At 63.3% G+C, this 24,838-nt stretch carries 19 protein-coding genes; 2 read left to right on the top strand and 17 right to left on the bottom strand.

The annotated features are described in order from the left end of the window. Positions 1-231 precede the first annotated feature (231 nt). From pgaD to OSC50_RS23925, 13 genes are all read right to left on the bottom strand, one after another. A complete protein-coding gene (gene pgaD, locus OSC50_RS23865; RefSeq protein ID WP_266245348.1) occupies positions 232-714 on the bottom strand; it encodes a poly-beta-1,6-N-acetyl-D-glucosamine biosynthesis protein PgaD in 483 nt (160 codons plus the stop codon). Positions 715-716: 2 nt separating this feature from the next. Beyond that, positions 717-2,057: a poly-beta-1,6-N-acetyl-D-glucosamine synthase gene (gene pgaC / locus OSC50_RS23870; protein ID WP_266245347.1), complete on the bottom strand. Its 1,341-nt coding sequence runs from the start codon at positions 2,055-2,057 to the stop codon at positions 717-719. 2 nt (positions 2,058-2,059) lie between these two features. After that, a complete protein-coding gene (pgaB, locus tag OSC50_RS23875) occupies positions 2,060-4,057 on the bottom strand; it encodes a poly-beta-1,6-N-acetyl-D-glucosamine N-deacetylase PgaB (protein ID WP_266245346.1) in 1,998 nt (665 codons plus the stop codon). Positions 4,058-4,069: 12 nt separating this feature from the next. After that, positions 4,070-6,550, bottom strand: a complete 2,481-nt coding sequence (gene pgaA, locus OSC50_RS23880) for a poly-beta-1,6 N-acetyl-D-glucosamine export porin PgaA (protein ID WP_266245344.1) — start codon at positions 6,548-6,550, stop codon at positions 4,070-4,072. 255 nt (positions 6,551-6,805) lie between these two features. Next, positions 6,806-8,302 carry a YdgA family protein gene (locus OSC50_RS23885; protein WP_181081761.1) on the bottom strand — a complete coding sequence of 499 codons (1,497 nt, stop codon included), beginning with the start codon at positions 8,300-8,302 and terminating at the stop codon, positions 6,806-6,808. A 146-nt stretch (positions 8,303-8,448) separates the two neighbouring features. Then, positions 8,449-9,081: an NADH:ubiquinone oxidoreductase subunit N gene (locus OSC50_RS23890; protein ID WP_181081762.1), complete on the bottom strand. Its 633-nt coding sequence runs from the start codon at positions 9,079-9,081 to the stop codon at positions 8,449-8,451. Positions 9,082-9,173: 92 nt separating this feature from the next. Continuing rightward, complete coding sequence (locus OSC50_RS23895) at positions 9,174-10,616, bottom strand: efflux transporter outer membrane subunit (protein ID WP_181081763.1); 1,443 nt, start codon at positions 10,614-10,616, stop codon at positions 9,174-9,176. Next, positions 10,613-11,503 (bottom strand): efflux RND transporter periplasmic adaptor subunit, encoded by an 891-nt coding sequence (locus OSC50_RS23900; RefSeq protein WP_181081764.1) that lies wholly within the window; start codon positions 11,501-11,503, stop codon positions 10,613-10,615. The genes OSC50_RS23895 and OSC50_RS23900 overlap by 4 nt, the downstream gene beginning before the upstream one ends. After that, positions 11,500-11,709 carry a DUF1656 domain-containing protein gene (locus OSC50_RS23905; protein WP_010214247.1) on the bottom strand — a complete coding sequence of 70 codons (210 nt, stop codon included), beginning with the start codon at positions 11,707-11,709 and terminating at the stop codon, positions 11,500-11,502. Before OSC50_RS23905 ends, OSC50_RS23900 begins: the two co-directional genes overlap by 4 nt. Next, complete coding sequence (locus OSC50_RS23910; protein ID WP_253509902.1) at positions 11,706-13,784, bottom strand: FUSC family protein; 2,079 nt, start codon at positions 13,782-13,784, stop codon at positions 11,706-11,708. The genes OSC50_RS23905 and OSC50_RS23910 overlap by 4 nt, the downstream gene beginning before the upstream one ends. Continuing rightward, a complete protein-coding gene (locus tag OSC50_RS23915; protein WP_181081766.1) occupies positions 13,781-14,191 on the bottom strand; it encodes a MarR family winged helix-turn-helix transcriptional regulator in 411 nt (136 codons plus the stop codon). The genes OSC50_RS23910 and OSC50_RS23915 overlap by 4 nt, the downstream gene beginning before the upstream one ends. Before the next feature lie 302 nt (positions 14,192-14,493). Further along, the gene (locus OSC50_RS23920; RefSeq protein WP_253509901.1) at positions 14,494-14,739 is read right to left on the bottom strand and encodes a DUF2789 domain-containing protein; all 246 of its coding nucleotides are present in this window, start codon (positions 14,737-14,739) and stop codon (positions 14,494-14,496) included. 33 nt (positions 14,740-14,772) lie between these two features. Further along, positions 14,773-16,383: a glycosyltransferase family 39 protein gene (locus OSC50_RS23925; protein WP_253509900.1), complete on the bottom strand. Its 1,611-nt coding sequence runs from the start codon at positions 16,381-16,383 to the stop codon at positions 14,773-14,775. 192 nt (positions 16,384-16,575) lie between these two features. Here OSC50_RS23925 and OSC50_RS23930 point away from each other — a divergent pair, with 192 nt between their 5' ends. Together OSC50_RS23930 and OSC50_RS23935 are read left to right on the top strand one after the other, a co-directional pair. Beyond that, entirely contained in the window at positions 16,576-18,747 is a 2,172-nt protein-coding gene (locus tag OSC50_RS23930; protein ID WP_181081769.1) for a PA5441 family protein, read from the top strand. After that, complete coding sequence (locus OSC50_RS23935; RefSeq protein WP_181081770.1) at positions 18,744-19,448, top strand: DUF3142 domain-containing protein; 705 nt, start codon at positions 18,744-18,746, stop codon at positions 19,446-19,448. Before OSC50_RS23930 ends, OSC50_RS23935 begins: the two co-directional genes overlap by 4 nt. An 8-nt stretch (positions 19,449-19,456) precedes the next feature. Here the strand turns inward: OSC50_RS23935 and OSC50_RS23940 are convergent, their stop codons facing one another. The 4 genes from OSC50_RS23940 to OSC50_RS23955 form a co-directional block, all read right to left on the bottom strand. Continuing rightward, positions 19,457-20,902, bottom strand: a complete 1,446-nt coding sequence (locus OSC50_RS23940) for an efflux transporter outer membrane subunit (protein ID WP_266245333.1) — start codon at positions 20,900-20,902, stop codon at positions 19,457-19,459. Then, positions 20,899-21,957 carry an HlyD family secretion protein gene (locus tag OSC50_RS23945; RefSeq protein WP_181081772.1) on the bottom strand — a complete coding sequence of 353 codons (1,059 nt, stop codon included), beginning with the start codon at positions 21,955-21,957 and terminating at the stop codon, positions 20,899-20,901. Before OSC50_RS23945 ends, OSC50_RS23940 begins: the two co-directional genes overlap by 4 nt. Before the next feature lie 15 nt (positions 21,958-21,972). Beyond that, a complete protein-coding gene (locus OSC50_RS23950; protein ID WP_253509898.1) occupies positions 21,973-23,508 on the bottom strand; it encodes an MFS transporter in 1,536 nt (511 codons plus the stop codon). Positions 23,509-23,865: 357 nt separating this feature from the next. After that, positions 23,866-24,786 carry a LysR family transcriptional regulator gene (locus tag OSC50_RS23955; protein WP_253509897.1) on the bottom strand — a complete coding sequence of 307 codons (921 nt, stop codon included), beginning with the start codon at positions 24,784-24,786 and terminating at the stop codon, positions 23,866-23,868. Positions 24,787-24,838: the final 52 nt, after the last annotated feature.

Consider the following 24,838-nt stretch of genomic DNA (forward strand, 5'->3'; position numbering starts at 1 on the left):
CGTTTTGTGAATTGGATCCCATTTGTCGGGATTGCGCTGCAAGGCAGGAAACGCTCACCGGCAGGGCCACCTGTTTTTCGTGCCCCCTTGCAGGTACAGGTGTCTACACAGCTTCGGCGTAAACATAACCTGAGAAAATGAGGTTGTTGTGGTGAGCAGGCTTGCCCCGCTCACCACAACAAGCCCGCTCACCCCATGACTGCACGGCCGGAAGCTATCCACCCAGGGGATTCAGCCGATGTCCTGGCCTTTTTCCTGGCCGGGCACGAGGGTCAGTGGCGGGCGTTCCACGTCACGGGAGACGTGCGATTTAACTTCGCCCACACCGCCGTCTTCATCGTTGTGAATCACCAGTACGCCCGGACGGCGCAGTTGTTCCAGGTCGCCCGCGCCCAATTTGAAGCTCTCACTGAGATGCTTGTCGCTCAGGCCGCTGGTTTGTGCGCGGCGCTGGGCGAATTTGCGGCCTTTGCGTTGCTGATAGCGCGCCCAGGAGACCAGGATCACCGCGTTGAACAAGGCGATCCACAGGTAGATCTGCAGGGTGTTGAGCGCTGCGAAAATCGGTGCTTCGATCCGCGGGCCGCCATGGGTGTCGAGCATCGAAGTGATGCCGCGCGCGAGCAACCAGATCAAGCCGGCCCAGGCCATCAGGGTCAACAGCACGTCGATAATCCACATCACCAGGCTTTGGCGAGTTCTGACCAGGTTCATGATCACGCCTCCTCACTGACAGGTTTGATACCACGGTCCGGGCTCACCCAGCGCGCGCGTTTCTGATGCTGGTTGAACAGCACCTTGGGGAAACTCACCAGCGTGGTAAACAGGCTGACCAGCCAGAACACCATCGGGTACCACACCGTCCAGAACAGGGTTTTCCATAGGTCTTTCTCGTAACGGCGGTCGATGATAATGCTGACCGCGAACTGCAGCAGACACACCATCGCCAGCACCAAACCGGTAAACGCCGGCGGCATCAGGGCGTCGACGGCGATTGCCTGCGGCAGCGGAATAAACTTGCCCACGCCCCAGAAAATCACCGACAGCAGGAAGGTAAACGCCCAGCCGGTGGACAGGCAGTACTCGAACAGCAACGGCCACAGGTAGCGGTGACGCCATTGCCAGATGCCGCGGATGTTCTTGAACAGCACTTCGGCGCCGCCCTGGGCCCAGCGCAAACGCTGCTTCCACAGGCCGCCGACGGTTTCGGGCATCAGGATCCAGCACAACGCGCGCGGCTCGTAGAAAATGCTCCAGTGGTCCAACTGCAGCTTCCAACTCACGTCGATGTCCTCGGTGATCATGTCGGTGCTCCAGTAGTCGATGCGGTCCAGCGCTTTCTTACGGAACGCCACCACCACACCCGACACCGTGAAGATCCGGCCGAACACGCGCTGGGTGCGCTTGATCAAACCGATGATCGACGAGAACTCGCCCACCTGCACACGGCCGATCAAAGTCGACCGCGTGCGAATCCGTGGGTTGCCGGTAACAGCGCCCAGCCGGGGGTTATCGAGCATCGGCGCGACCAGATAAGCCGCCGCGTTTTTGTCGAGCAACGCATCGCCGTCGATGCACACCAGGTATTCGCTGCGCGCCGCCACCGCACCCATGCGCAGGGCCACGGCCTTGCCCTGGTTCTGTGCCAGGTGCAGCACGCGCAGGCGTGGATGCTCCAATGCCAGGGAATCGAGCACCGCTGCGGTGTTGTCCTTGGAGCCGTCGTTGACCGCGATCACTTCAATGTTCGTGTACAGCTGGCCGAGCGCCGCATGGATGGTATCGGCGGCGTTATCCCCTTCGTTGTAGCAAGGGATGATGATCGAGATCAGCGGATTGCCGGCCAGGATCGGCGCCGGAGTGTCTTCCTGCCAGGGCCAGTGGCGTTCCCAGTGCAGCCAGAAGTACAGGCCGCCGGCAATCCACAGCGCTGACATGAACAGCGGGTAGAAGAATACGAAGTCCATCAGGAACTGCCCGGTGACCAGGAAGATCAGGCCCAGAGGCACGCCCAACACCAGCGCCAGTACGAATAAAGCCAGGATTCTGTCGAACATGGTCAAGGGTTCCATTGGTTGGAAAGGGCCGGACGCACGGTCTTCAGGTCCGGAGAGTTTTCCAGGAAGTTGTCCGGGTAATAACCAAAACTCGTGACCCCCTGGCGTTTGAGCACACCCATCCATTCGGCCATTTGCGCACCGTTGATATCGGTGGCGTCTTTGGTGCGCCAGTCTTTGGCCTGCAGTTCAAACACCGTGCGCTCCAGTGCGCCGGGGCGCTTTTTAACGGTGGCTACCAGTTTTTCCAGCCAGGCATTGGAGGTGTTTACCTGCTGTCCTTCCATCAACGGCATGGCCATCGGTGCGGTCCAGTCGTAAGCCTGGAGGAAATCGTCGAGGTTCTGCGCGAACCAGGCTTCGCTCGGCGGGTTAAGCATCGGCTCGGCGAAGATGTTGCGCGCGGTCAGCACCTGCGGGCCGCGGATGGCGCGCACCTTGGCGGTCAGTTCGTGGGTGAAGTCGATCAGGTAGCGGCTCTTGAAACGCGTCCAGCGCTGCATCACCGCCGGGTCGGCGCGCAAGGCCGCAATGCTATCGGGCAAGCCGTTGGCGGCGTAGGTCTTGAGCGCGGCGGGACTGGCGTCTTCGAAGTCGTTGAACACCGCATCGTCGTGATAAAGGATGCCGTCGATCGGCCCCACCCGCGCCAGGTCCTCGTAGATCTCGCCGATGATTTTGCGCACGGCCGGATCGAATGGCGACAGGCGCTGGTACTGGTCGGGATCGAGGCCGACGCTGCCGGTTTTCGGGTCCCAGCGCGTTACACGTGGGAGCTTGGGGTCAAGGGCAAAGCTGAGCACCGGCATCCAGGCATACACGCTGGCATGGGCGCGGGTACGCAGCTGCCAGGCAACGCGGTTGAACAGGTCGGCGCGCATCGGCAAGTGGCGGTTAGGGAAATACAGTGAATGCACCAGGCCGTCGCCCTTGGGGTCGGCGAAGGCTTGCAGGAACACTGTGCCGGCGCCCATATCCACCACGCGCTGCACCAGTTGGTCGAGGTTGCGCGCCTGCTGGGCGGCGTCCGGGTCGTACACGTTGTCCAGGTCCACATGCAGCACGCGCAACGGCGCCTTGGCCTGCACGGCCACGATGCTGTTGGCGAAGTGCTCGCCGTCCGGGTCGGAGGCCACCAGAAAGCGCGGGCTGCTCATCAGGTCGCCGAGGTTGTCGAGGCCGTCTTCGAGGGTGAGGGCCATCTGGTAACCCTGCTCGCCGACCACCGCCAGCGACGTGCCGTCGGCTGCGCCATACGGCCATACCCACACCCGTGGCGCCTTGCCGGTGACGGCGCGGATCTTGTTGGAGATCGCCACCACGTCGGCGCGCATGCGCGCCTGGAACTGCGCTTCGGTTTCGTAGCGATGGGTCGCCGGATCGTAGCGGCGGGTGGTCGCGGCCGGCTCCAGGTTGCCCTGGGGGTTGGCCAGGATGCCTTTGTGATTGGCGTCGGTGTGCGCGGCGATTTCCACCAGGCCCGATTGCGACACCTCGCGAATCTGCTCCCAGGTGAGGAACTCACCCCGGGGCCGCGGCATGCCGGCGAAGTCCACGGGTTTGTTCAACGGCGTGTCGATCCAGTAGCCCACCGGCGCCAGCAATGCCGGCCAGTGATAGGCGCGCAGAATCGGCATCACGCGGGTATAGAAGCTCGAATAGCCGTCGTCGAAACTCAGCATGATCGCCTTGGGCGGCAATGCCGGGCCGCCACGGCGGGCGGCGAGGATCTGGTCGACGCTGACCGCCTGGTAACCGTTCTCGCGCAGCCAGGCCAATTGTTCGATCAGCCGCTCGGTACGCACCGCCACCACGGCCTGGTCGGGATCGCGGTCCGACACGTCGTGGTAAGCGATCCCCAGGAAATGGTTCTTCGGCCACGCCGCTTCGTTGGCCGGGGTCGGCCGCTCGGCGGGTGGGGTGAAGGGCGCGGGTTGCTGGGCGCAGGCGCTGGCCAGCAATACACCCAGGAGCAACAAGCAACGGCTGAGAACAGTCATGGTCAGGCTCTTTTAGAAACGGTAAGTGAGGTCGACGAGCAGGCGCAGATCGCGTTCGCGATCACCGCCGTAGGGTCGGCTGATCAGGCTCAGGTTGGCGCCGACTTCCAATACGTCGTTCCAGCGAAAGCGTTGGCCATAGCCGATCAGGCCGACGCCACCGGTGGAATAATCCCGCTGGCTGTAAGTACCCGCACCGACTTGGAACTGCTGACTCCACTGGGTCTCGTAGCGGTGGTAGAGCACATGGTTGACGTTGACGGTGGGCAACACGCTGAAGTCCGACTTCGGGTTGAAATACACCGTGTCTTCCTTGCTGTTGCGGCTGGTGGCAACTTCCAGGCCCAGGTCCACTTGCACCTTCGGCGAGCTGTAGAGGCCCTCGCGGCCGGTGAGCACTGCTTCGACGCGATCATTGCCGTCACTGAAATGGGACGGGCTGACGGACAACTTCCACTCGCGACTTTCGTTGGCGCGCCAGCGGATAAAGCCGCTGCCGCCATTGGCGGTGATATCGGCGTTCAACGCCCGCAACGGAGTGGTGGCGGCGAGGTAATCGAGGCTAGCCCCGTATTGCCAATGGTCGTTGAGGTCATGGGCAAACGCCACGCGCGCGCCCTGCTTGGAACCAAAGCCGTAGGAGTGGTTGGACACCTCGGCTTCCAGGGTCAAGTCACGGGTGCGCCGTTCCACGCCGACGCGCTGCCAGCGGTGCTGACCGGTGCCTTCTTCAAAGTCGGCGGTGGCGTAACCGGCACCGGCGAACAGGCGCCAGTCTTCGTCGATGGGCGGCGTGTAGATCACGCTCTCGATGCCCCAGTCACGGCTGCCGGCCACCGCACCGGCGTCGCTGTCATTGCCGCCACCGTAGCTTTTGCCGGTGTAGGCTTCGACGCGCAGTTCGGCCATGTCATGCACATTGCGCAGGCGGTTGAGGCGCTGCACCTGGCGACTGTCGGGGTTGCGCGCGACCACGTCGTCGGTGAGCACGTCGAGCTGGCGCCACTCCTGCAAGTCCATGGCGGTGTAAGCCTGGGACACTTCCAGGCCGATGTCGCGCGGGGCCTGGGCTTCGGTTTCCTTCAGGATGCCTTCGGCGCGGCGCGGCAGGTCGCGGGCGCGGTACATGTCGGCCTGGGCCAGGCGCAGGCCGACGTTGCCCGGGGCCTTGGCCACCAGTGCATCCAACCCGGCCTCGCTGCCCGGCAGGTCACCGCCGTAGACGCCGGACTGGGCGGCCAGTTGTTGGGCGTCCATCCATGAATCGTTGGGGTTGCCGATGGGCAGGCCCTTGAGTTCAACCCGGGGTTTCTGGCTGTTGGCCAGGCCATTGGCGACTTCACGCGCTTGCTCGCCCTGATCGCTCTCCTGCAGGGCGTAGAACAACGCGGTGGTGTCTTCGACACGGTCATCCGGCTCGGCATCGGCGGCGCTCAGGGCCTGACGGTATAGCGGCTCGGCCTTTTCCGGCTGGCGTTGGTCCAGGTAGGACGCCGCCACCCAGCGCACGGCGTAGGTGGGTAATTGCACGCCTTCGCGGGTCAAGGTTTCGTATTCGCGCACCACATCCGCCGTGCGCGCCCGAGCCTTGAGGGCGCCCAGGCGATCGATGCGCCAGCGCACCACTTCATCGTGGGCGCTGGCGTCGGGGGTCCAGCGTGCGAGCAGGTTGTCGTAAGCCTGCAGCGCACGGTCGGCGATCACGTAGCGCTCCTGTTCGCTGCGGGTGGCGAACTCGGCCATGCGCACACGCTCGGCGGCCAGGTCGCCTTCCAGGCGGCGTTGGGTAACCGCATCCAGCAGGCCCGGACGCTGGGCCGACAGGCGCAACGCAGCCTCCGGCAAGCGAGCCTTTTGCAGGGCAACGATGTACTCGCGAGCAACTTCGGGTTTATCGCCGGCGCGCATAAAAGCCTGGTCGAATTCGAACAGGGCGTCGTAGTTCAAGCCGGCACGGGTCAGCGCATAACCCAGGGCCATGCGGCGGTTGGGGTCGTCAGGCTTGGCGGCCACCAATGCACGGGTGCTCTGCACCGCCTCGTTGGCCTTGCCGCCATCGGCCTGGGTGAGGGCCAGGCCCAGTTGCAGGTCGATGTTGTTCGGTTCGCGCAGCAACGCCTGACGGTACACCGCCTCGGCCTGGGCCCACTGTTTCTGGTTGCGATAGGTGCGCGCCACCGTGGCGAGCGCCTGGGTGCTGAGGTTGCGATGCTTGCCCTGGGCCTCGTAGACCTGCAGCACTTCGGCGTCCTGGCCGGCCCAACCGGCAATCACCAGGTGATCGCTGACCTGGCCGGGCGTCTGGCGCTCGGCGGACAACTGGCGCAATTGCGTAAGGGCGGGGGTGAAGTTGCCATTGCGCGCCTGAATGATCAGCGCATCGTAGGCCGGGTCGGCCAGGGCGTAAGCGGGCATCAACAATTGGCTGCACAAGGCGACCCCGATAAGCAGTCGCAACCGGCCTGATGCACTGAGTGGAGGGTTTGGCAACATATCGTGAGCTTCCTTACAGGGAAAGCTGTAACGATAGGTAGTCCTGGGCGTTTCGCTTCAGGGTGCCGACGTCTCATGACCCGGCCTAGCTTTCCTGTGGGCACTATCGCCGAGCGCGGGGCGCAAAAGCGCAAATCAGAACAATTGTTCAGATTTGGATAAGGACGTGGGATTTATACGCGGGACGGGAGGGAACGCTGCGTGTGGCGAAGGAGCAATCTCCCTCGCCACAGCATACTCAGTGCACTGACGCGATTATTGCTCGCCGCTGACCGCGCCGACTTTGGACATCACAAAGCCGATGAACTGCTCGACGGTCATTTTCTGGCCGTTGAAGGTCACTTCATTGTTGGCGTAGTGCAGTTTGGACACCACGTCGTTGCCGACCAGGGTCGCCAGTTGTGCGCCCACGGCCGTGCCGCTGACCATCTCGGCGGCCATCTGGGCTTGCTGCTCGATGGCTTTAGGGTCGGTCAGGCCAACAGCCTGGGCCTGCAGGGCCGACACATCGGCGATCATTGGCTTGGACAGGGTCAGGTTGGCGTCCAGCAGCGACACCATCTGCTTGCCCAGTTCCACCGGCGGCAATTCCATCGACGCGGGTTTGGCCAGGTCGACCACCAGGTTGAACTTGCTTTCGCCGTGGGTGGTTTTCAACGACAGGTTTTCCAGCGCCAATTGCGGCTTGGCGGCCAGCAGTTGGTTGACGTTGGCTTCGGCCAGGGCCTGCTCGGCTTCGGTCAACTGCAATTCAGGCGCGGGTTCGCCAGCGGCGGCGGCGGCTTGAACCGGCTGCAGCTTGTCCTGGTAGAGCTTGGTCAACACCAGCATGGCGGGGACGTCGACGTTTTTCATGCTCAGCGCCATGGCGGCCGATCCGACGGGTTTGCCCTTGTAGCCGATCTCGTCGATTTTGTAGTCGACGCGGCCGGCCAGGTTGTTGTCCTTGGTTTCGCTGGAGTCTTTCTGCTCAAAGCCTTTGAGCGAGATCACGTCTTTCTGCACGCCGACGGTGAACTTGGCGTCCGTCAGTTCCACGGTGTTCTGCCCGGTGTAGAAACCGAAGGTGGACTTGGCCAGGTTGCTGGCCACGGTCAGGCCGGCCAGTTCGGCTTCGAACGGCGCGCCCTGGGCATCCACGGCGGCGACCTTGAGGCTGTTCATGAAACCGTCGGCCTTGACCTTCTGGCCTTCGGCGGTGCTGTCGAAATTCATGTTGGCGCCGGAGAAGCTCACCGAGGACTTGTCATCCTTGAACTCCAGGGGCAGCAGTTCGACATTGCCGTTGACCGCGCGGGTGTAGCTGATATTGGCCACGCCCTTGAGCGGCGACACGTCTTTGGCGGCGGCAAACCACTTCTCGGTGGTAGCGTTCTTTTCCAGCTGGTAATGACTGGTGGCCATGACGGGCAGCCATTTAAGCGTGACCAGGCGCGAGAACGGCAACGGGCCGTGTTCGATATGGTCGACGAACAGCAGCTCCGGGTTCGGGTTTTCTTCGCCGAACACCGAGCCCTGCGCTTTCAGGCGGTAATGCGCGGTGCTGCTGAACACGCCACGTTCCAGCGACACCAATTCAAGGGCGACGCTGCCGTCGACGCCGGCCATGGAGGTTTGCAGTTCCTTGTTGGCGTTCTGGATTGCGGTCTGCAACACCGGCTCCAGCTGCTTGCCGGTGTACCAGGCGCCGCCTGCACTGACGACGCCGACGGCGACAACAAAACCCAAAAGAACGACTGCTGGCTTATTCATGAAGTGACCTGATCAAATCCTGTGAGAAGTGGGCTGTCTTCCTTGAACCCTGTAGGGGTTGGCTCAAGCCCGCCGAAAACGGGGGAAGATTAGCACTGGCGGCCTTAAACGGCGCAACCTTTCAGAGGCATCAGATCGCTACTGGTTCACGAATACTCCAACTCGATTTCGTCAAGCTGGTGATCGAAGCTCTTCAAACGTGCTGTCCAGGTGTACACCAGCACCTCGAACTCGCGGTGGATCACGGCATTGCCGGGGGTGTCGACCTTGGGATCGCAGAAGTCCAGCTGGTAGCGTTCGCGGGCCATCTGCGTGGCGACATCGGACAATTCCCGCGCGTTATTCAGCCAATGCCGACCTTCGGCGATCTGCTTGTCGAGCACCACGCACTGTTTTTTCAGGGTTTCGAGACTTTTTTCCAACGGCGTGCCGGTGAGGTCGCCCATGACTTCCTGGAAGGTACGCCCCGGCTGCCAGTAGCTGCCCCAGAAGTAGCGGTCGAACACGGTTTCGACGCGGCGCAGCGCGACCTTGGTGTCCCAGATGGCCACGCGGGTCTTGCCTTGTTCGAGGAGTTTTTTCTTGACGCGTTGATTCTGGTAGGACGCCCAGGCCACCACGCCGATGGACAAGGTGCCGATCACCAGGCAGGCGCTGTCGAGGAACACCATGGCCTTGTCGAGGGGGTGGGCGAGCATGACGCCGTAGAAATACGCGGCCGATAACAGCACCAGTGCGAAGAGCACGCACCAGAAAGCGGGAGCATAAGGGTTTTTCATTATTGGAATCCCCATGAGCAAACGCGAGCAGTGTCAGGCGGGCGCCTGGCTCAACAGCCACGGCGCCCGCCTGTCAAAGCATAGCTATTCGCTCAGGGTTTGCCGGGCGCGGAGGCTTGCGTTCGTCCGCTTTCCCAACCACCGCCGAGGGCCAGGAACAGGTCGATCTGGCTCATGGCGACCTGGGTGTTGGCCGCCGCCAATTGGGCACGCATATCGGTGTAGGTGCGCGTGGCCTGCAGGTCGGCCAGGAACGACGCACGACCGGCCTGGAAGAAGCGGTGCGTCTGGTCCGCCGCCTGTTGCGCCGATTGCTCGGCCTCGGCCAATGCGTCGCGGCGCTGCAACACGGCGGTGTACTGGGCCAGGCCGGTCTGGGTTTCGCGGATCGCGTTGAGCACCACCCCATCGAAATGCGCCAGGGCGCCCTGGGTGGCGGCTTCGGCCTCATGGATGCGTGCGCGGGCGCCGTTGGTCGGTACGGTCCAACTGATCATCGGGCCGAAGCCCCAGCGGTTGGTCGCCGGCTCGCCGAGGTTGTCGAGCAGGCCCACGGTGCCGACGCTGGCGCCGATGGCGATGTCCGGGTACAGCGCGCCGGTGGCCACGCCGATGCGCGCGGTGGCGGCAGCCAGCTGGCGTTCGGCCTGGCGCACGTCGGGGCGGCGCTTGAGCAGCGTGGCGCCGTCGCCCACCGGCAGCAATTGGGCGATGTGCGGCAGCTCGGCACAGTCGCCGGTGCCCGCCGGCAGTTGCTCGACGGGTTTGGCCAGCAGCATCGACAGTCGATAAAGGCCGGCCTGGCGCGCCGCCTGGTAGCGCGGCATGTCGGCGCGCAGGGACTTGTATTGCGTCTGCGAGCGGGTCACCTGGGTTTCGTCGCCCCGGCCGGCATCGCGCAGGCGCTGAGTCAGCGTGGTGCTTTGTGCCTGCAGCTGCAGGGAATGGTTGGCAATCGCCAGTTCTTCGTTAGCGGCGCAGACTTGCGTGTAAGAGCGCACCACATCGGCCACTAGGGTGATGCGTGCTATATCGGCGGCGGCCTGGGTCGCGTCGGCGCTGGCCTGGGCGCTTTCGATGCCGCGCTGCAAGGTGCCGAACAGGTCGAATTGATAAGACGTGGTGATGCCCACGCTGCCGATATTGCCCACGGGGACCTTTTCCGGCAGCAGAAAGGCTTCGCCCGATTCCTGCAGGCGTTGCGCCTCGGCCTTGGCGCCGGCGCTCCAGCCCCCGGCGGATTCGGCCTGCTGCACCTGATACCGCGCGCGTTGCAGGTTGGCCGCAGCCACGCGCAGGTCGGTGTTGGAGGCCATGGCCTGGCGTACCAGCTCATCCAGGCGCGGGTCGTTGTAGAGCTTCCACCAGTCAGCCGGCACCGGCGCCGACACTACGTTCTTGCCATCGGCCGGCAGTTGCCCTTGCAGGTCGCCGCGCTTGACCGCGGCGGTGTCCGGCACCTGGTAATCCGGGCCGACCATCTGGCAGGCCGACAGCAGAGAACCCAGGGCAACGATGGCCAACAACTGCTTCATGGCCGGGCTCCGTCCTTGGGTTGGTCGTCAATGATCGACACCGTGGCGGTACGCCCGGCGATCATGCGAAAGTCCGCCGGCACCTCGTCAAAGGCAATGCGCACCGGGATTCGCTGGGCAAGCCGTACCCAACTGAACGCCGGGTTGACGTTGGGCAGCAGGTTGGAGCCACTGCTGCGGTCGCGGTCTTCGATGCCGGCGACGATGCTCTGCACATGCCCGTGCAAACGGGCGTTGTCGCCGATCACGCGGATGTCGACGCCCATGCCGACGTGGATACCGTCGAGCTTGGTCTCTTCGAAATAGCCGTCGATGTGAAACGAGTTGCTGTCCACCACCGACAACACCGGGCGCCCCGCGGTGACGAACTCCTGGGTGCGCGGCGCGCGGTCGTTGACGTAGCCGTCCACGGGGCTGCGGATTACCGAACGGTCGAGGTTGAGCTGCGCCGAATCCACCGTCACCTGGGCTTCGGCCAGGGCCGATTGGGCGCGGGCCACGCGAGACTGGCTTTCTTCCAACTGTTCGCTGGGCACCAGGTTGCCGAGGCCACGGTTGCGCTTATATTCGCGCTGGGCCTGCGCCAGGGTTTCCTGGCGGTCGGCCACGGCGGCCTGGGCCTGACGCAGCGCCAGTTTGAAGCGGTCCTGGTCGACCGCAAACAGCACCTGGCCTTTGCTTACCAATTGGTTGTCGTGCACATCCACGCGCTGGATCAGCCCGGACACGTCCGGGGCGATCTGTACGATGTCGGCACGGATGTGCCCGTCACGGGTCCAGGGCGCAAACATGTAGTACATGACCATGCGCCACACCACCACCACCGCAAAACTCACGATCAGCAGCGTCAGGACCACACGGCCAATAGTCAAAAAAGGTTTTTTCATGTCATCAGGTATCGACTGAGTGAGTCCACCGCGCCCAGCAACAGCGCGTAGAGCCCCACATTGAACAATGCCCGGTGCCAGACCAGGCGATAGAAGTGGAGGCGGGTCAATAACCCGTGCACCACCAGAAACAGCACGTACGTAATGCCCATCAGCACCAGCAGCGTGGGCAGGAACACCCCACTGATATCCAGATCACCGATCATAAAGGCGCTCCATCGGGCAGCGGCGCTTCCATCTCCGTGCCGCCAATAAATTCCACGCCGGGCAACAACGCCAGGCGCAGGCCCGCCAGCGCATGCAGCAGGTGCAGGCGGGTGTCGTCTTCGTCTTGCAGGCCCTGACCGTTGAGGGCACGGCGAGTGCGGTCGAGGGTCATCAGCAGACCGCTGGGCGCAGGCAAGCGTTCACCCGCTTTCAGGCAGGCCTTGAAGTAACCGCCCACGCCTTCCACCACTTGGTTGAGCAGCACACGCGGCACGCCGAGGATGCGCGGCGAGTAGGCCAGCAGGTCGAGCAGGTTGAGCGCCACGCGCAAGTCGCGCAGGGCGATGCCGGTGTCCTGGTTGATCAGGGCCAGGCGCGGCAGGTGCTGCATCAAGCGGTCAAGCATTTGCACCGCCAGGTGTCGGTGTTCAGCCAATGTGGCCGGCTCGGTGAGGCCGACGATGTCGTGCCAGCTGAAACGGGTCAGGCGCTTGGCGGCCAGCTCGGCGCCGAACGGGCGGGCGATCAGCGTCCACACAAACGCGAACAGCAGGCCCACGGGCCCGGCCAGGTTGACGTTGGCGAAGTTGAGGAAGTCGGCGTCATAGGCGCCCTGGATGCTGATAAACGACGAGGTGTTGACCAGCGTCAGCAGCATGCCCAGGTAGAAGCGCGGCTGCACGGTCAGCGTGCCGATGCAGATAAACGGCACGGCGAATGCCAGTACCAGCATCGGAAAATCGTGCAGGTTGGGCAGCACCAAAAACAGATAGAGGCTGGCAAACAGCACCGACATCGCCGTCCAGAAAAAGAACCGGTAGATCTGCGGCGCGGGGTCGTCCATCGAGGCGAAGAAACTGCACGCCACGGCGGCCAGGATCACCGCGCTGCCGCCGTCGGTCCAGCCCAGCAGAATCCACAGCACCGAGGCGACGATAATCGCGGTGACGGTGGAAAACGCCGAGTAGAACATCAGGCCACGGTCGAGAAACGGCGTGAGCCGGCCCAGGCGCCAGTGACGGTAGACGGCGCGCCAGGTGTCCTGGCTTTCGCAATGGATGGCGGCCTGCAGGCTGCGGCAGTCCTGCCACAGGTCGACCCATTCGCCGAGGCGGTACAGGGCGTTGGAAAACAGCAGGGTGTGGCGGTCATCCAGCGCATCGCCCTCGGGTTGTTGAGCTTCGATCCGGTCACGCAGGGCGCGCCAACTGTCCAGCGACGGGTTGTCGGTGCTGCTTTGCAGCCACTGGGCGGTGGCGTCCAGCAGCGGTTTGAGGCGTTCGAGAAACTGCGGCGCGCGCTGTTCGACGGCGTACAAGGCGTCATCCAACTCCTCCACCACCGGCAGCAGGTGGATCATGCGCCCGCGCAGCTCCTTGGTATTGCGCACCGTCTGCGGCCGCGCGCCTTCGTGGGGCAGCTGGCCGATCATCAGTTCCAGGGTGTTGAAGGTGGCGACCATGCCGCCGCGCAAAGTGCTGATTTCGTCAGGCTGCACCGTACGCGTGAGGAACCGCTGGCTGTAGACCTGTGCGTCGGCAAACCATTTGGCCACCGAACCGTCGAACACCGGCGCCAGGCGCCGCGGCCAGAACATCGCGCCGACCACGGCGGCCACCACGATGCCGAGGAAGATTTCTTCGGTACGCGCCTCGGCCACGTCCCATACCGCCAGGGGGTTGTCCACCACCGGCAGGGCAATCAACGGCAAGGTGTAGCCGGCCAGCATCAACGCGTAGTTGTTGGCGGTGCGCAGGTGCATGGACAGAAACAGCAAGGTGCCCGTCCACAAGGCGATCACCACCACCAGGATGTACGGCGACTGCACGAACATCGGCACAAAAAACACCGCCGCCGCCGCCCCCATCAGGGTGCCGATGGCGCGGTACAGCGCTTTGGAACTGGTGGGGCCGACAAACGGGCTGGAAACGATGTAGACCGTGGCCATCGCCCAATACGGACGGGGCATCTGCATCAGCATGGCGATGTACAGGGCGATCATCGACGCCGCAAAGGTGCGTACGCCATAGAACCAGTCGCGAGCAGGCGGGAAACCGGTGAAGAATCCGTTCAAAGCGTCGCCGCCTCAAAGGCACGCAACACCCGCAGCGCCGCCTCCATATCGGCCGGCGCGATATCCGCCAGCACGTCTTTACGCAGGCGCACCAGTTGCACCTCCACCGCCTGCACCAGTTCGCGACCACGTTCGGTGAGGCTCAAGGCCTTGGCGCGACGGTCATGGACATCTTCGGTGCGGCACACGTAGCCGCCGTTGCACAGCTGGTCGAGCAGGCGCACCAGAGATGGGCTTTCCATCCCCGACGCATGGGCGACCTTGACCTGATGCACGCCGTCGCCCAGACGGCCGATCATCAACAACGGCACGGCGCAGGCTTCGGAAATACCGTAGCTCACCAGCGTGGTCTGGCAGATTTTGCGCCAGTTACGGGCGCCCACCACCATGCTGCTGCTGAGGTTCATCTGGAGTTGTTCGAGAGAGTGAGGCACTGGATAGTTCGCATACAGTTAGTTTGCTAACTATCAATATGGTGGAAGGATCGAATTGCGTCAAGTTTTGAAACAATTTCGCGATCGATGGAGCGATTCAGCAGCAACACCGCAGGACGCATGTGGGAGGGTTGGGGACGTTCGCTCCACGGTGGCGCAACAATGCAGAGAGCCCACGCCGTTGAAATCCGCCAGTGGATGTTGGCGATTTGAGCCCAGATTTTTTTACCACTCACCTTTTTTTTTTACAAAACCACAATTTCCAAAAGATTTTTTTACACCCCTCGGCCATCGCGCAACATCAGATTCAACGCATCCACTACTTCCGCCCAATCGGCGTCGTCCAGTATTTCCTCACGCAAAAACGCTTTCTGGCTCTGCGTCCAGAAAAACGCATCTGCCAATTTCAGATCCGGCTTGAGTGGCGAGTGGGCGGTCACAAACCGCTCAATGCTGACCGGGTCATGCTCCAGGCCAAGTTGTTTGAACAACGATGGCAAGCTGTGCACGGGCGATTCCATGATGGGTTCCTTAAACAAGGTCGTTAACTGAGTCTAGCGGCAGCTTTCGGGTTGCGGTTGCGGCACAGCGCACAGCACAAACAAGCGCGCCCTGGCGCCGCCGCCATCCTGGCGACTCAGCTCGCGCCAGCCCACGGGCAGCGGCGCAAACTCGTCCGGTGCATCGTTGCTGCTGATCAGCCAGACGCGGCGAGTGTCGGCGGGCAGAGCCGACAGATGGTCGAGGTAAATGCGCCCGCCGTCCTGGTCGACCAGGGTGCCGAAGCCGTACGCGTTCGGCCGGGTCGGCGTGCCGTCGGGCTTGGGCGGGGTGTAGAGCTGCAGCTGAGCATCGGTCTGGTCGTAATACACGTAACTGAGGTACCACATCATGTCGCTGAGGATGATGCGGTCGTCTTCTTGATAGTGCTGGTTAACGAATTCCACCGGCACGTTGAATTGGTCACGCTCATCCACTGTGTAGTTGTTTTTGAGCCCTGCCAGCTCTGCGACGACGAACAGCACAAACAGCGCCGCCCCCAAAAGCGAAAGCCGTGAGGGCAGGCGGTCAATGGCCATGGCAACCACGATGGGCAGACCCAAGGCATAGACGGTGAGGTAACGCTCAATAAACACGGGAGAGATAAAAGACACCCCGTACACCAGCAACACCGGGAGCAGGAAAAACAGCCCCAGCAAAACGGCCGGCCGGCCGGGCTCGCGATCCAGCCATCCAGTGACCACCACTACAGCTGCCAGCACCAACGGGAAAGCCCAGAATAAAGGGCGCCAGAGTTCAAGGCCTTCGTCCTGCAGCAGGAACTGCCAGATCATCGACGGCAGCGACAGCATGTCCACCGGCTCTTCCCAGCCTATGTCACCTCCCACCTTGAGCTGGTCGACGTGTTGCACCAGGTCCAGCAGGTTCGGTAGCCAAGGCAGGTACACCAGCACAATGGCCGCGTTGGCCGCCCACCACGCCGGGCGCATAAGCAGACGCTCGCCACTGGCTTGCCTTGCGCTCACCACCCCCAGATAAGCCCAGTGCACCAGCACACACAGCGCAGTGAAGTAATGGGTATAGAAACCGGCGCTCATCAGCAGTGCGTACAGCACCAGGTAACGTGCGCGCGTGGGCTGGCGAACCCAATACACCAGTGCCAGGGTGGCGCCTAACAGCCACACGCCGAGCAGCGAATACATGCGCACTTCCTGGCTGTAGCGCACGGCCGTGGGCAACAGCGCCAGCATGACACCGGCCAGCAACGCGGCGCGGCGGGTGGACAGTTGTCGCGTGAGCCACACGCCCAGGCCCACGGCAATGACGCCGGGCAGCACGCTCATGCTGCGTATCGAGGCGATGCTGTCACCGAAGCACTCGATCCAACCGCGCAGCATGAAAAAGTACAGCGGCGGATGCACGTCATGGGCGGCATGAAACCAAAGGTCGTCCAGTGCGTACTCGCTCAGGAGCAGACTCGAACCTTCATCCCCCCAGATCGCGGCGGCGGTCAGGTTGTACAGCCGCAGCGCCACGGCGAATGCGATGACGGGCACCCACCACAGATGACTGAGCCCCACCACGCGCTGCCAACCCGACGCGTACTGACTGATGGAACCCCAAGCACTCGTTTTTTCGTACGGTTCTGATACCGACCGACGCATACCGCCTCCGCGACTACTGCCCCACTGCAGGACAACTACTGCGCATGCGCATTTGCCGCCACTTTAGGTCAAAAGCCTGCGAATCGCTTCAGTAATCGGACAAATCGGCAATTTGTGTAGGCCTTCACCTTAGTGATCGTAAGATCACGTTATTATTGCTGTCCTCCCAGCACCCAGGATCAAGGACACCTCATGCGCATCGGTTTTTTGTCACCTCTGGCACTCGCCCTGCTGGCTGCCACTTCCCTGCAGGCCCAGGCCAGCTCCGACGACTCGTGTTACCCCGACTGGCGCATTACCCGTGACACCCTGGACCCGTGCAGCAACCAGCCGTTCCTCAACCCCGGCAACGACAGCCGGGTCAACCTGCGCCTGCTGTTGGCCGACAAAAAAAACACCGCCCTGACCCCCAACGCCCTGAGCGAAGATGACCTGGCCGAGGGTTTTGGTCCGGTGCCATTCCCGGTGTATCGCCTGACGCTGCGCGGCAGCTCGGAAACCGAGCCGGATGACGGCGGCGACAGTTCGTCGACTGCCGAACTCGACAATCTGTTGCAGCCCCTGGGCATCAAGCGCGAGGACTACACCACCGCCGGCGAGGCGTTTGTTACAGGTGAAGGCAGCCGCTGCCGCAGCAACGACGATGACAGCGCCACCGCGTTTGTGCGTCAGGCGGTCAAGGCTGACATGCCGGCCGCCGAGCGCGAACTGCTGGTCAAGGCGCGCCTGCAACTGCTCACCACCTGCGAGTGGGATGGACCGGTCGTGGCGAATGCCCAGCAACTGCAATCGACCGACGGCCAGCAGCTGTACACCTACCTGCAAGCCGCCGCCGACTTTTACAGTGGCCGGTTTGCCGAAGCCGAGCGCGGTTTCAGCGCCGCCCGCAGCAGCGCCCTGCCCTGGCTCAAGGAAGCCGCCCTGTACATGACCGCGCGCACTGCGCTGAACCAGGCCCAGGCCGATACTTACGATGCCGACGGCGTGCCGAATCTGCAGCGTGTGGATAAGTCGGCACTGGCCAACGCCGAACAGGCCTTCGACAGCTACCTGAGCACTTACCCACAGGGCGACTACAGCGCTTCGGCGCGCGGTCTGCTGCGTCGCGTCTACTGGTTGGCCGACGACGGCGGCAAACTCGCCGAGGCCTATGCCTGGAGCCTGACGCAGGCCAGCGACGCGCAGCGCAACGTGTCCGAGGATGAGTTGGTGGAAGAAGCTGACCTCAAGTTACTGATGGTCAACAGCCAGCCGGTGAAAACGCCGATGATCCAGCTGGTCAGCGACCTGATGGTGATGCGCGGCGGCAACCAGCCGACCCTTTCCCGCGCAGACCTGGAAAAGCAAAAAGCCCTGTTTGCCAGCGAGCCCGAACTCTACGATTACCTGCTGGCGGTGTGCGCGCTGTACATCGAGCATCAGCCGGATGCCGCTTTGAAGCAGCTGCCGCAAAGCGTGCCGTCCAGCCTGAATTACTTCGCCTTCAGCCAGCAGACCCTGCGCGCCCTGGCGCTGGAAGCCAAGCAGGACTGGAAAGGCGCAGAGGCACTGTGGCTGCAACTGCTGCCGCTGGCCAAATTGCCGTTGCAGCGTGATCAACTGGAGCTGGCCCTGGCGATGAACTACGAGCGCAGCGGCCAGCTGGCCAAGGTATTTGCCGCCGACTCGCCAATCAGCGCCAAGCAGGTGCGTTACATCCTGCTGCGCAATAACGCAGGACCCGAGCTGCTGCGCCAGCAGATCGCCCAGGCCAGCGATCCGGTGGAGCGCCAGACCGCGCAATTTGTATTGCTCTACAAAGACCTGCTGCGCGGCCAGTTCGCTACCTTTGCCGAGGACTTCAAGCAACTGCCGACCCCGGCGCCCGAAGACAAGCTGAGCAGCAGCCTGGGTTATGTGTACAGCGAAGGCCAGACGTTGAAGCTGTTCCAGTGGAACGGCGAACAAGCCGCCTCCGGCTACACCTGCCCGGCCATCGCGCAAACCGCCGCGACCCTGCAAACCGAGGCCAGGAACCCCCAGGCCCTGAACTGCCTCGGCGAGTTCATCCTGCGCAATAACCTGGACAGCATGCCGCTGGAACAGGCGCGCACCGCCGGCAGCCTGGGCAGCACTGCATCGGAGTTCAAAGGAGCGACGTTCTCGCGGCTCGACGGTTACAAGCAGGTGATCAGCGACGCCAAGGCCCCGAAGACTGACAAGGCCTATGCCCTGTTCCGCGCCATCAACTGCTATGCCCCGGCCGGTTATAACAGCTGCGGCGGACAGGACGTTGAGCCGGCCGTGCGTAAAGCCTGGTTCCGCCAGCTCAAAAGCGGCTACGCCGACACCCAGTGGGGCAAATCGCTGCAGTACTACTGGTGAGGCACCTGTGGCTAGGCTTGCTGCTGCTGGCAAGCCCGGCCCTCGGCGCCGTCGACGCCCACGACTATGACGCCTTCTGGCTGTGGAGTGGCGTCGCTGCGCAACCGGTGCTCAAGCAGGCCAAGACCCTGTACATCCTTCAGGGTCAGATCAACGCCTCCCGCCGCGCGCCCCAGCGCGGTGTGCAATTGATCGCCCAAGGCATGAGCGTGCCGCGCCTGACCCAGGGCGAAGTCTGGGTGGTGTACCGCGCCCATACCCTGCGCTGGCCCGAAACGGTCTACACCCGCCTGCTCGGCCAGGTGCAACGCTGGCGCGACGCGGGCAACCCGGTGGTGGGCATCCAGATCGACTTCGACGCCCGCACCCAATACCTGCACGAATACGCCGACTTCCTGCGCGACCTGCGCCAACGCCTGCCCGCCGACCTGCAGCTGAGCATCACCGGCCTGATGGACTGGAGCAGCAACGCCGACCCGGCCGCCATCGCCCAGCTCAAAGGCGTGGTGGATGAAGTGGTGGTGCAGACCTATCAAGGCCGCCACAGCATCCCGGATTACGCGGCGTACCTGCCGCGCATGAATCGTCTGGGGTTGCCGTTCAAAATCGGCTTGATTCAAGGCGGTGAATGGCAGGCGCCGGGGTATCTGCAGGGCAATGAGTGGTTTCGGGGGTATGTGGTGTTTTTGCGCAATCCCTGAATACTCGGCTAAGGCACGGTCGCCTGCAGCGGATACACCGACTCCCACCCTCCTCCCAATGCCTTGTACAACCCAACCATGGCCAGCGACACGCCGGTGGAACTCTCCACCCATTGCTCCTGCGTCGCCAGCAACGCGCTCTGCACGGTGAGCACGTTGACGAAGTCCACCACGCCCTCGACGTATTGATGCTGCGCGGTAGTGAGAGCGATCTGGTTCTGGCGCACGGCTTCGGCCAGGCTGTCGCGGCGCAGTTGGCTGGCGTTGTAGCGGGTCAGTTGATCGTCGATTTCATGCCAGGCACGCAATACGGTTTGCTGGTAGGCGATTGCCGCTTCCTGTTGCTGGGCTTCGCGCAGCTCGAGCATGCCTTGCAGGCGCCCGCCATTGAACAGCGGCAGGCTCAGCTGTGGGCCGAAGGCAAAGGCGCGTGATCCCCACGAACCGAAATCCGACAGTTGCATGGCCTGGGAGCCGAGGCTGCCGGACAAGGTGATGCGCGGGTAAAAATCGCCCTTGGCCACGCCGATGCTGGCGGTGGCGGCATGCAACCGTGCCTCGGCCTGGCGGATATCGGGGCGACGTTCGGCCAATTCAGACGGCAGGCCGATGGCGACCTGGCGCTGGGCCTGTGGCACGCCGGCGTCCTTGGACAATTGTGCGTGCAGTGCTTGCGGCGGCTCGCCCACCAGCAGGCTCAGGGCGTTGATCAACTGGTCCTGGCGCTGCTGCAGGTCGGGCAGGCGCGCTTCGATGGCAGCGACTTGGGCGGCCGCTTCGGCCACATCCAGGTCGGTCGCCACGCCGTCGGCCAGGCGCAATTGCGAGAGCTTGAGACTGTGCCGCGCCACGTCGAGGTTTTGCTCGGTGACGGCGCGGGTATTCTGCACGCCGCGCAGTTGGATGTAGTCCTGGGCGGTTTCAGCCAGCACCGACAGCAGCACGGCGCGGCGGTCGTTCTCCGCGACTTGCAGCGTGGCGTCGGCCGCTTCGGTTTCGCGTTTGATGCGGCCCCAGAAGTCCAGCTCCCAGGCGGCGGAAAATCCGACATCCCATTGGTTGAACGCGGCGCGGCCGTTTTCGCCGGACGGGTCGTTGAGGCCTTTGGCGCTGTTGCGTTTGCGCTGGTAGGCGCCGGTGGCGTTGGCGCTGGGGTAACGCTCGGCGGTGGTCACCTGGCGCACCGCGCGGCTTTGTTGCAGACGGCTGCTGGCCAGTTTCAAGTCGAGGTTATCGCTGAGGGCGCGCCGGGTCAGGGCCGACAATTGCGCGTCGTGGAACACATCCCACCAACGCTCCTGCAACGGATCGCTGACGGCATGGCTGGCAGCCTGACGGCCTTGGGGTTCGGTCCACTGCGCGGGCTGCGGGCTTTGGGGGCGCTGGAAGTCCGGGCCGACGGTGCAGGCGCTCAGGCTGACGAGGCCGAGGGTGAGCCAGGCGAGGTGTCTCATTGCTGGGCCACCTCGCGCTGTGGTGCTGCGGCTTGGGTGTCGACGCTGGCTTCCACCGACATACCGACCCGCAGACGCTCGGTCAGCGGCTGATTGGGCTCAAGCACGATCTTCACCGGAACACGCTGCACGACTTTGGTGAAGTTGCCGGTGGCGTTGTCCGGTTTGATCGAGGCGAAGGTCACTCCGGTGGCGGGCGCCAGGCTTTCCAGGTGGCCGTTGAGCACTTCACCGTCGAGGCTGTCGACGCGCACCTGCACAGCCTGACCGGCATGCATGTGGGACAGCTGGGTTTCCTGGAAATTGGCCACCACATACGCCTCGGCCAACGGCACCACCGCCAGCAACTTGCTGCCCGGTGTCACGTAGGCACCGACCCGCACAGCGCGCTCACCGACCATGCCATCCACCGGCGCGACGATGCGTGTGTAGGACAGTTGATAACTGGCCATTTCCAGCGCCGCCTGGGCGCGTTTGAGCCCGCCCTCGGCGGCATCGCGCCGGGCCATGAGGATTTCCACCTGTTTGCGCTCGGCCGCCAGCACGGCCGTGGCCTTGGCCAGGCGAGCGGTGGCCTGGTCGATGCGGGTCTTGGCCTGCTGGGCGTTCTGCACGGTGCCGGCGCCGACACCGGCCAGATGGTTGTAGCGGTTCAGTTCGTGTTCGGCGAAGGCCACTTCGGCGCGATCCGCCGCCACCGTGGCCTGAGCCTGGGCGATCACCGAGGTTTGCCGCTCCAGTGTCGCGGTGGCGTTTTTCAGTTGGGCTTGGGCCACCAGTGTGTCGGCATCGGCGGCCTGAGCGGCAGCGCGAAAATCGCGGTCGTCGATCAGCGCCAGCAGTTGCCCGGCTTTGACGCGCTGGTTGTCTTCGACCAGCACTTGCTTGATAAAACCGGCCACGCGCGGTGCGACCAGGGTGAAGTCGGCGGCAACGAAGGCGTCGTTGGTGGTCTGCTGCCGGCTGCCCAACAGGCCAGGCGCGGCCAGGTACACCAGCACACCGACGGCGAACAGGGCGATTACGGACACGGCAACTTTGTCTTTGCGTTTCATGGGGAGTCCTTTGAACTAGGTCGGTGCGCGCGGCGGAAAGATCCGCGTGGGCATCCAGAAAATCAGCAGGATCAGAGCCGCCGCGACCGCAGCCATGACGTAGTACAGATCCGACGAGGTGAGCACCACGGCCTGTTCGTGCAGGCGGTGCGCCAGGCCCAGTGCATCGGCATCGGCCAGCGGCGAGTTGCCGAGGCCGTCCACCAGTGTGCTCGAGTGGAAATGCACGCGGCGGGTGGTCAGCACCTCCAGCACACCGGTGGCGATCACGGCGGCCAGGCCTTTAACGGTGTTGAACCAGGCCGAGGCGAACGGCCCTTCCACCGGTTGGATACTGCCGGTGGAGAGCATTAATAACGGCAACACGGCCATGGGTTGCCCGAAGATCTGCAGCAGGTACAGCACGTAGAAGTCGTCGCGGATCCACGCCGATGTCAGATGTGCGCTGCCCACGCAGGACAGCACCAGCAGGCCCAGGCCCGTGCCCAACACCCAGCGGCAATCGATCCAGCGCAGGTTGCACAGCGCCGCCACCAACGGCAGTGCGATCAATTGCGGCAGCGCCATCAGCAGCATCAGCGGTGCGGTTTGCAGTGGCCGGTAACCCTGCACCTGGGCGAGAAAACTCGACGGAATGAGGATCACCGAGGTCAGCACCATCAGCACGCCCGCCAACACGATCAAGGCAAACGCGAGGTTGCGCAGGCCCAGCATCTGCAGCTTGAAAAACGGCAGCGGATGCGACCATTCGTTGAACAGGAACAACACCAGCAACAGGCTGCCACCACTGAGCAGGAAGGTGATCAGACCGGACTCGAACCAGTCCAGGCGATTGCCTTGCAGCACGCCGATGACCAGCATGCAGATCGCCGGGAAGCCCAGCAGCAGGCCGCGCCAGTTGAACTGCTTGAAACGCTCCAGGCGCAACGGGTCCTGCGGTAACCCGTAAGCCACGGCAACCATCGCCAGCAGGCACGGTGCGACGATTTGCCAGAACGCCCACTGCCAGCCGACGTATTCGGTCCACAGCGCCGCCAGCGGCGTGCCCAGGCTCGGGCCGAAGGTGGCGGTGAGTGCGTAGCCGGCCAGGCCGTACAGCTTGACGTTCGCCGGCAGGAAGCGCAGCGCTACGGTCATCAGCATCGGCGGCAATGCACCGCCCGCCAGGCCTTGTACGGTGCGCAACAGCAGCAGGCTTTTGTAGTCGGGCGCAAAGGGGCAAAGGATGCCCAGCACCGTGAACAAACCGATGGCGCACAGCGTGAAGCGGCGCAGCGAGAACGTCACCGCACACCACGGCGCGAAAGCCATGGCCGCCACAGAGGTAGCGGTATAAGCGGCGACCAGCCAAGTGCCTTCGTCAAAGCCGATGTACAGCGCACCGCGGATATCAGCAAGGGCAATCTTGGTGACCATCTCGTTGAGACCGGACACCAGCACCGCCAGCAATACGCCGACCAGGCCGACGATGATGCGCCGGCCGAATACGGGCGGGGTAATGGCGGTGGGTTGGGCTGCAGCCGCGAGGGTGGGGGCAGCGAGGGAACTCATGAACAGGTAACTCGGCGTAGGAAATACCCGAGCAGTTTAATCAGACTAAAACATGACAAAAAGTTACTTGTCGGCAGCTTATAAGTGCGCTGAACGCAATCCTTGATCCGACAAAAATCTCCAGGTGGGAAGGGGTTTGGTCTCGACGCTGTATGACAGGCATAGAGTTTTCATCTGATCGACCGCTATCGGGGGCAAGCCCCTCCCACATTTTGAGCCGGGTCTTTCAGTTAATACTGAGGAGGGCGTTTGGATTCGCATACTGGCTCTGGTTTTTTAGTCATTACCCCTCTCGCCTTAACTGACTGGCATTAGGGCAAGCCCTTTCCCACATTTTGACCCTGCATGATTTGGAGGTCAGGTGGGTTGCGCTTCTAGCCAGGTGGCGTGGCAGCTTTCGCGCAGGGTCTCGCGCAGCCATTTGTGCGCCGGATCGTTGTCGAAGCGCGGGTGCCAGGACTGGGCCAGCACCAGTGTCGGCAAAGAGATGGGCAGCGGGAAGGCGCGCAGCGGCAGCTTCAACCGGTTGGCGCTGTAGAGCGCTTCCTTGGGCACCGGCAGCAGCAGGTCGGAGTCGGGCAGCATGAACATTGCGCCGTGAAAACCCGGCGCGATCATCGCCACGCGGCGCTCCAGGCCTTGGGCATTGAGCGCGGTATCGATCGGACCACGGGCAATGCCGCGCCGCGAGATGCTGATATGGGAATAGCTGGCGAAGCGTGCGGCGGTGATGTCGTCATCGAACAGCGGGTGGTCTTGCCGCGCCAGGCCCACGAAGGTGGTGGAGAACAGGTTCTGGACTTTCACTTCAGGGCTGGCCGGCATGGTGTTGCTCACGCGCAGGTCCAGTCGCCCTTCGCGCAGTGCTTCGTCGTCGGTGTCGCCTTCGGGCACGAAACACAGCTCGCACAACGGCGCCATGCGCTCCATGGTGTCGAACAGGCGACCGCCGTACACCCCGATAAAAAAGTCATTGGCTCGCACGCTGAAACGGCGGCGCAGGGTACTCAGGTCCACTTGGTCGGCCGAGCGAAACAGCAGCGCCGCCTGCTCGACCACGTTGCGCACCTGATCCTGCAACTGCAAGGCCTTGGGTGTCGGCACCAGGCCGCGCCCGGCACGCACCAGGATCGGGTCGCCCACCGCTTCACGTATGCGCGTGAGGGTACGGCTCATGGCCGCAGGGCTGAGGTTCATGCGGCGCGCGGCGCCGACCACACTGCCTTCATCGAGCAAGGCGTCGAGGGCGACCAGCAGGTTCATGTCCGGTAGTTGCATGCCAAGCACTCATAAGCAGTGGGGAGTGAACTGGGCGCAATCGTAACAGGGA

The organism is Pseudomonas quebecensis (assembly GCF_026410085.1).
Classification (GTDB): Bacteria; Pseudomonadota; Gammaproteobacteria; order Pseudomonadales; family Pseudomonadaceae; genus Aquipseudomonas; species Aquipseudomonas quebecensis.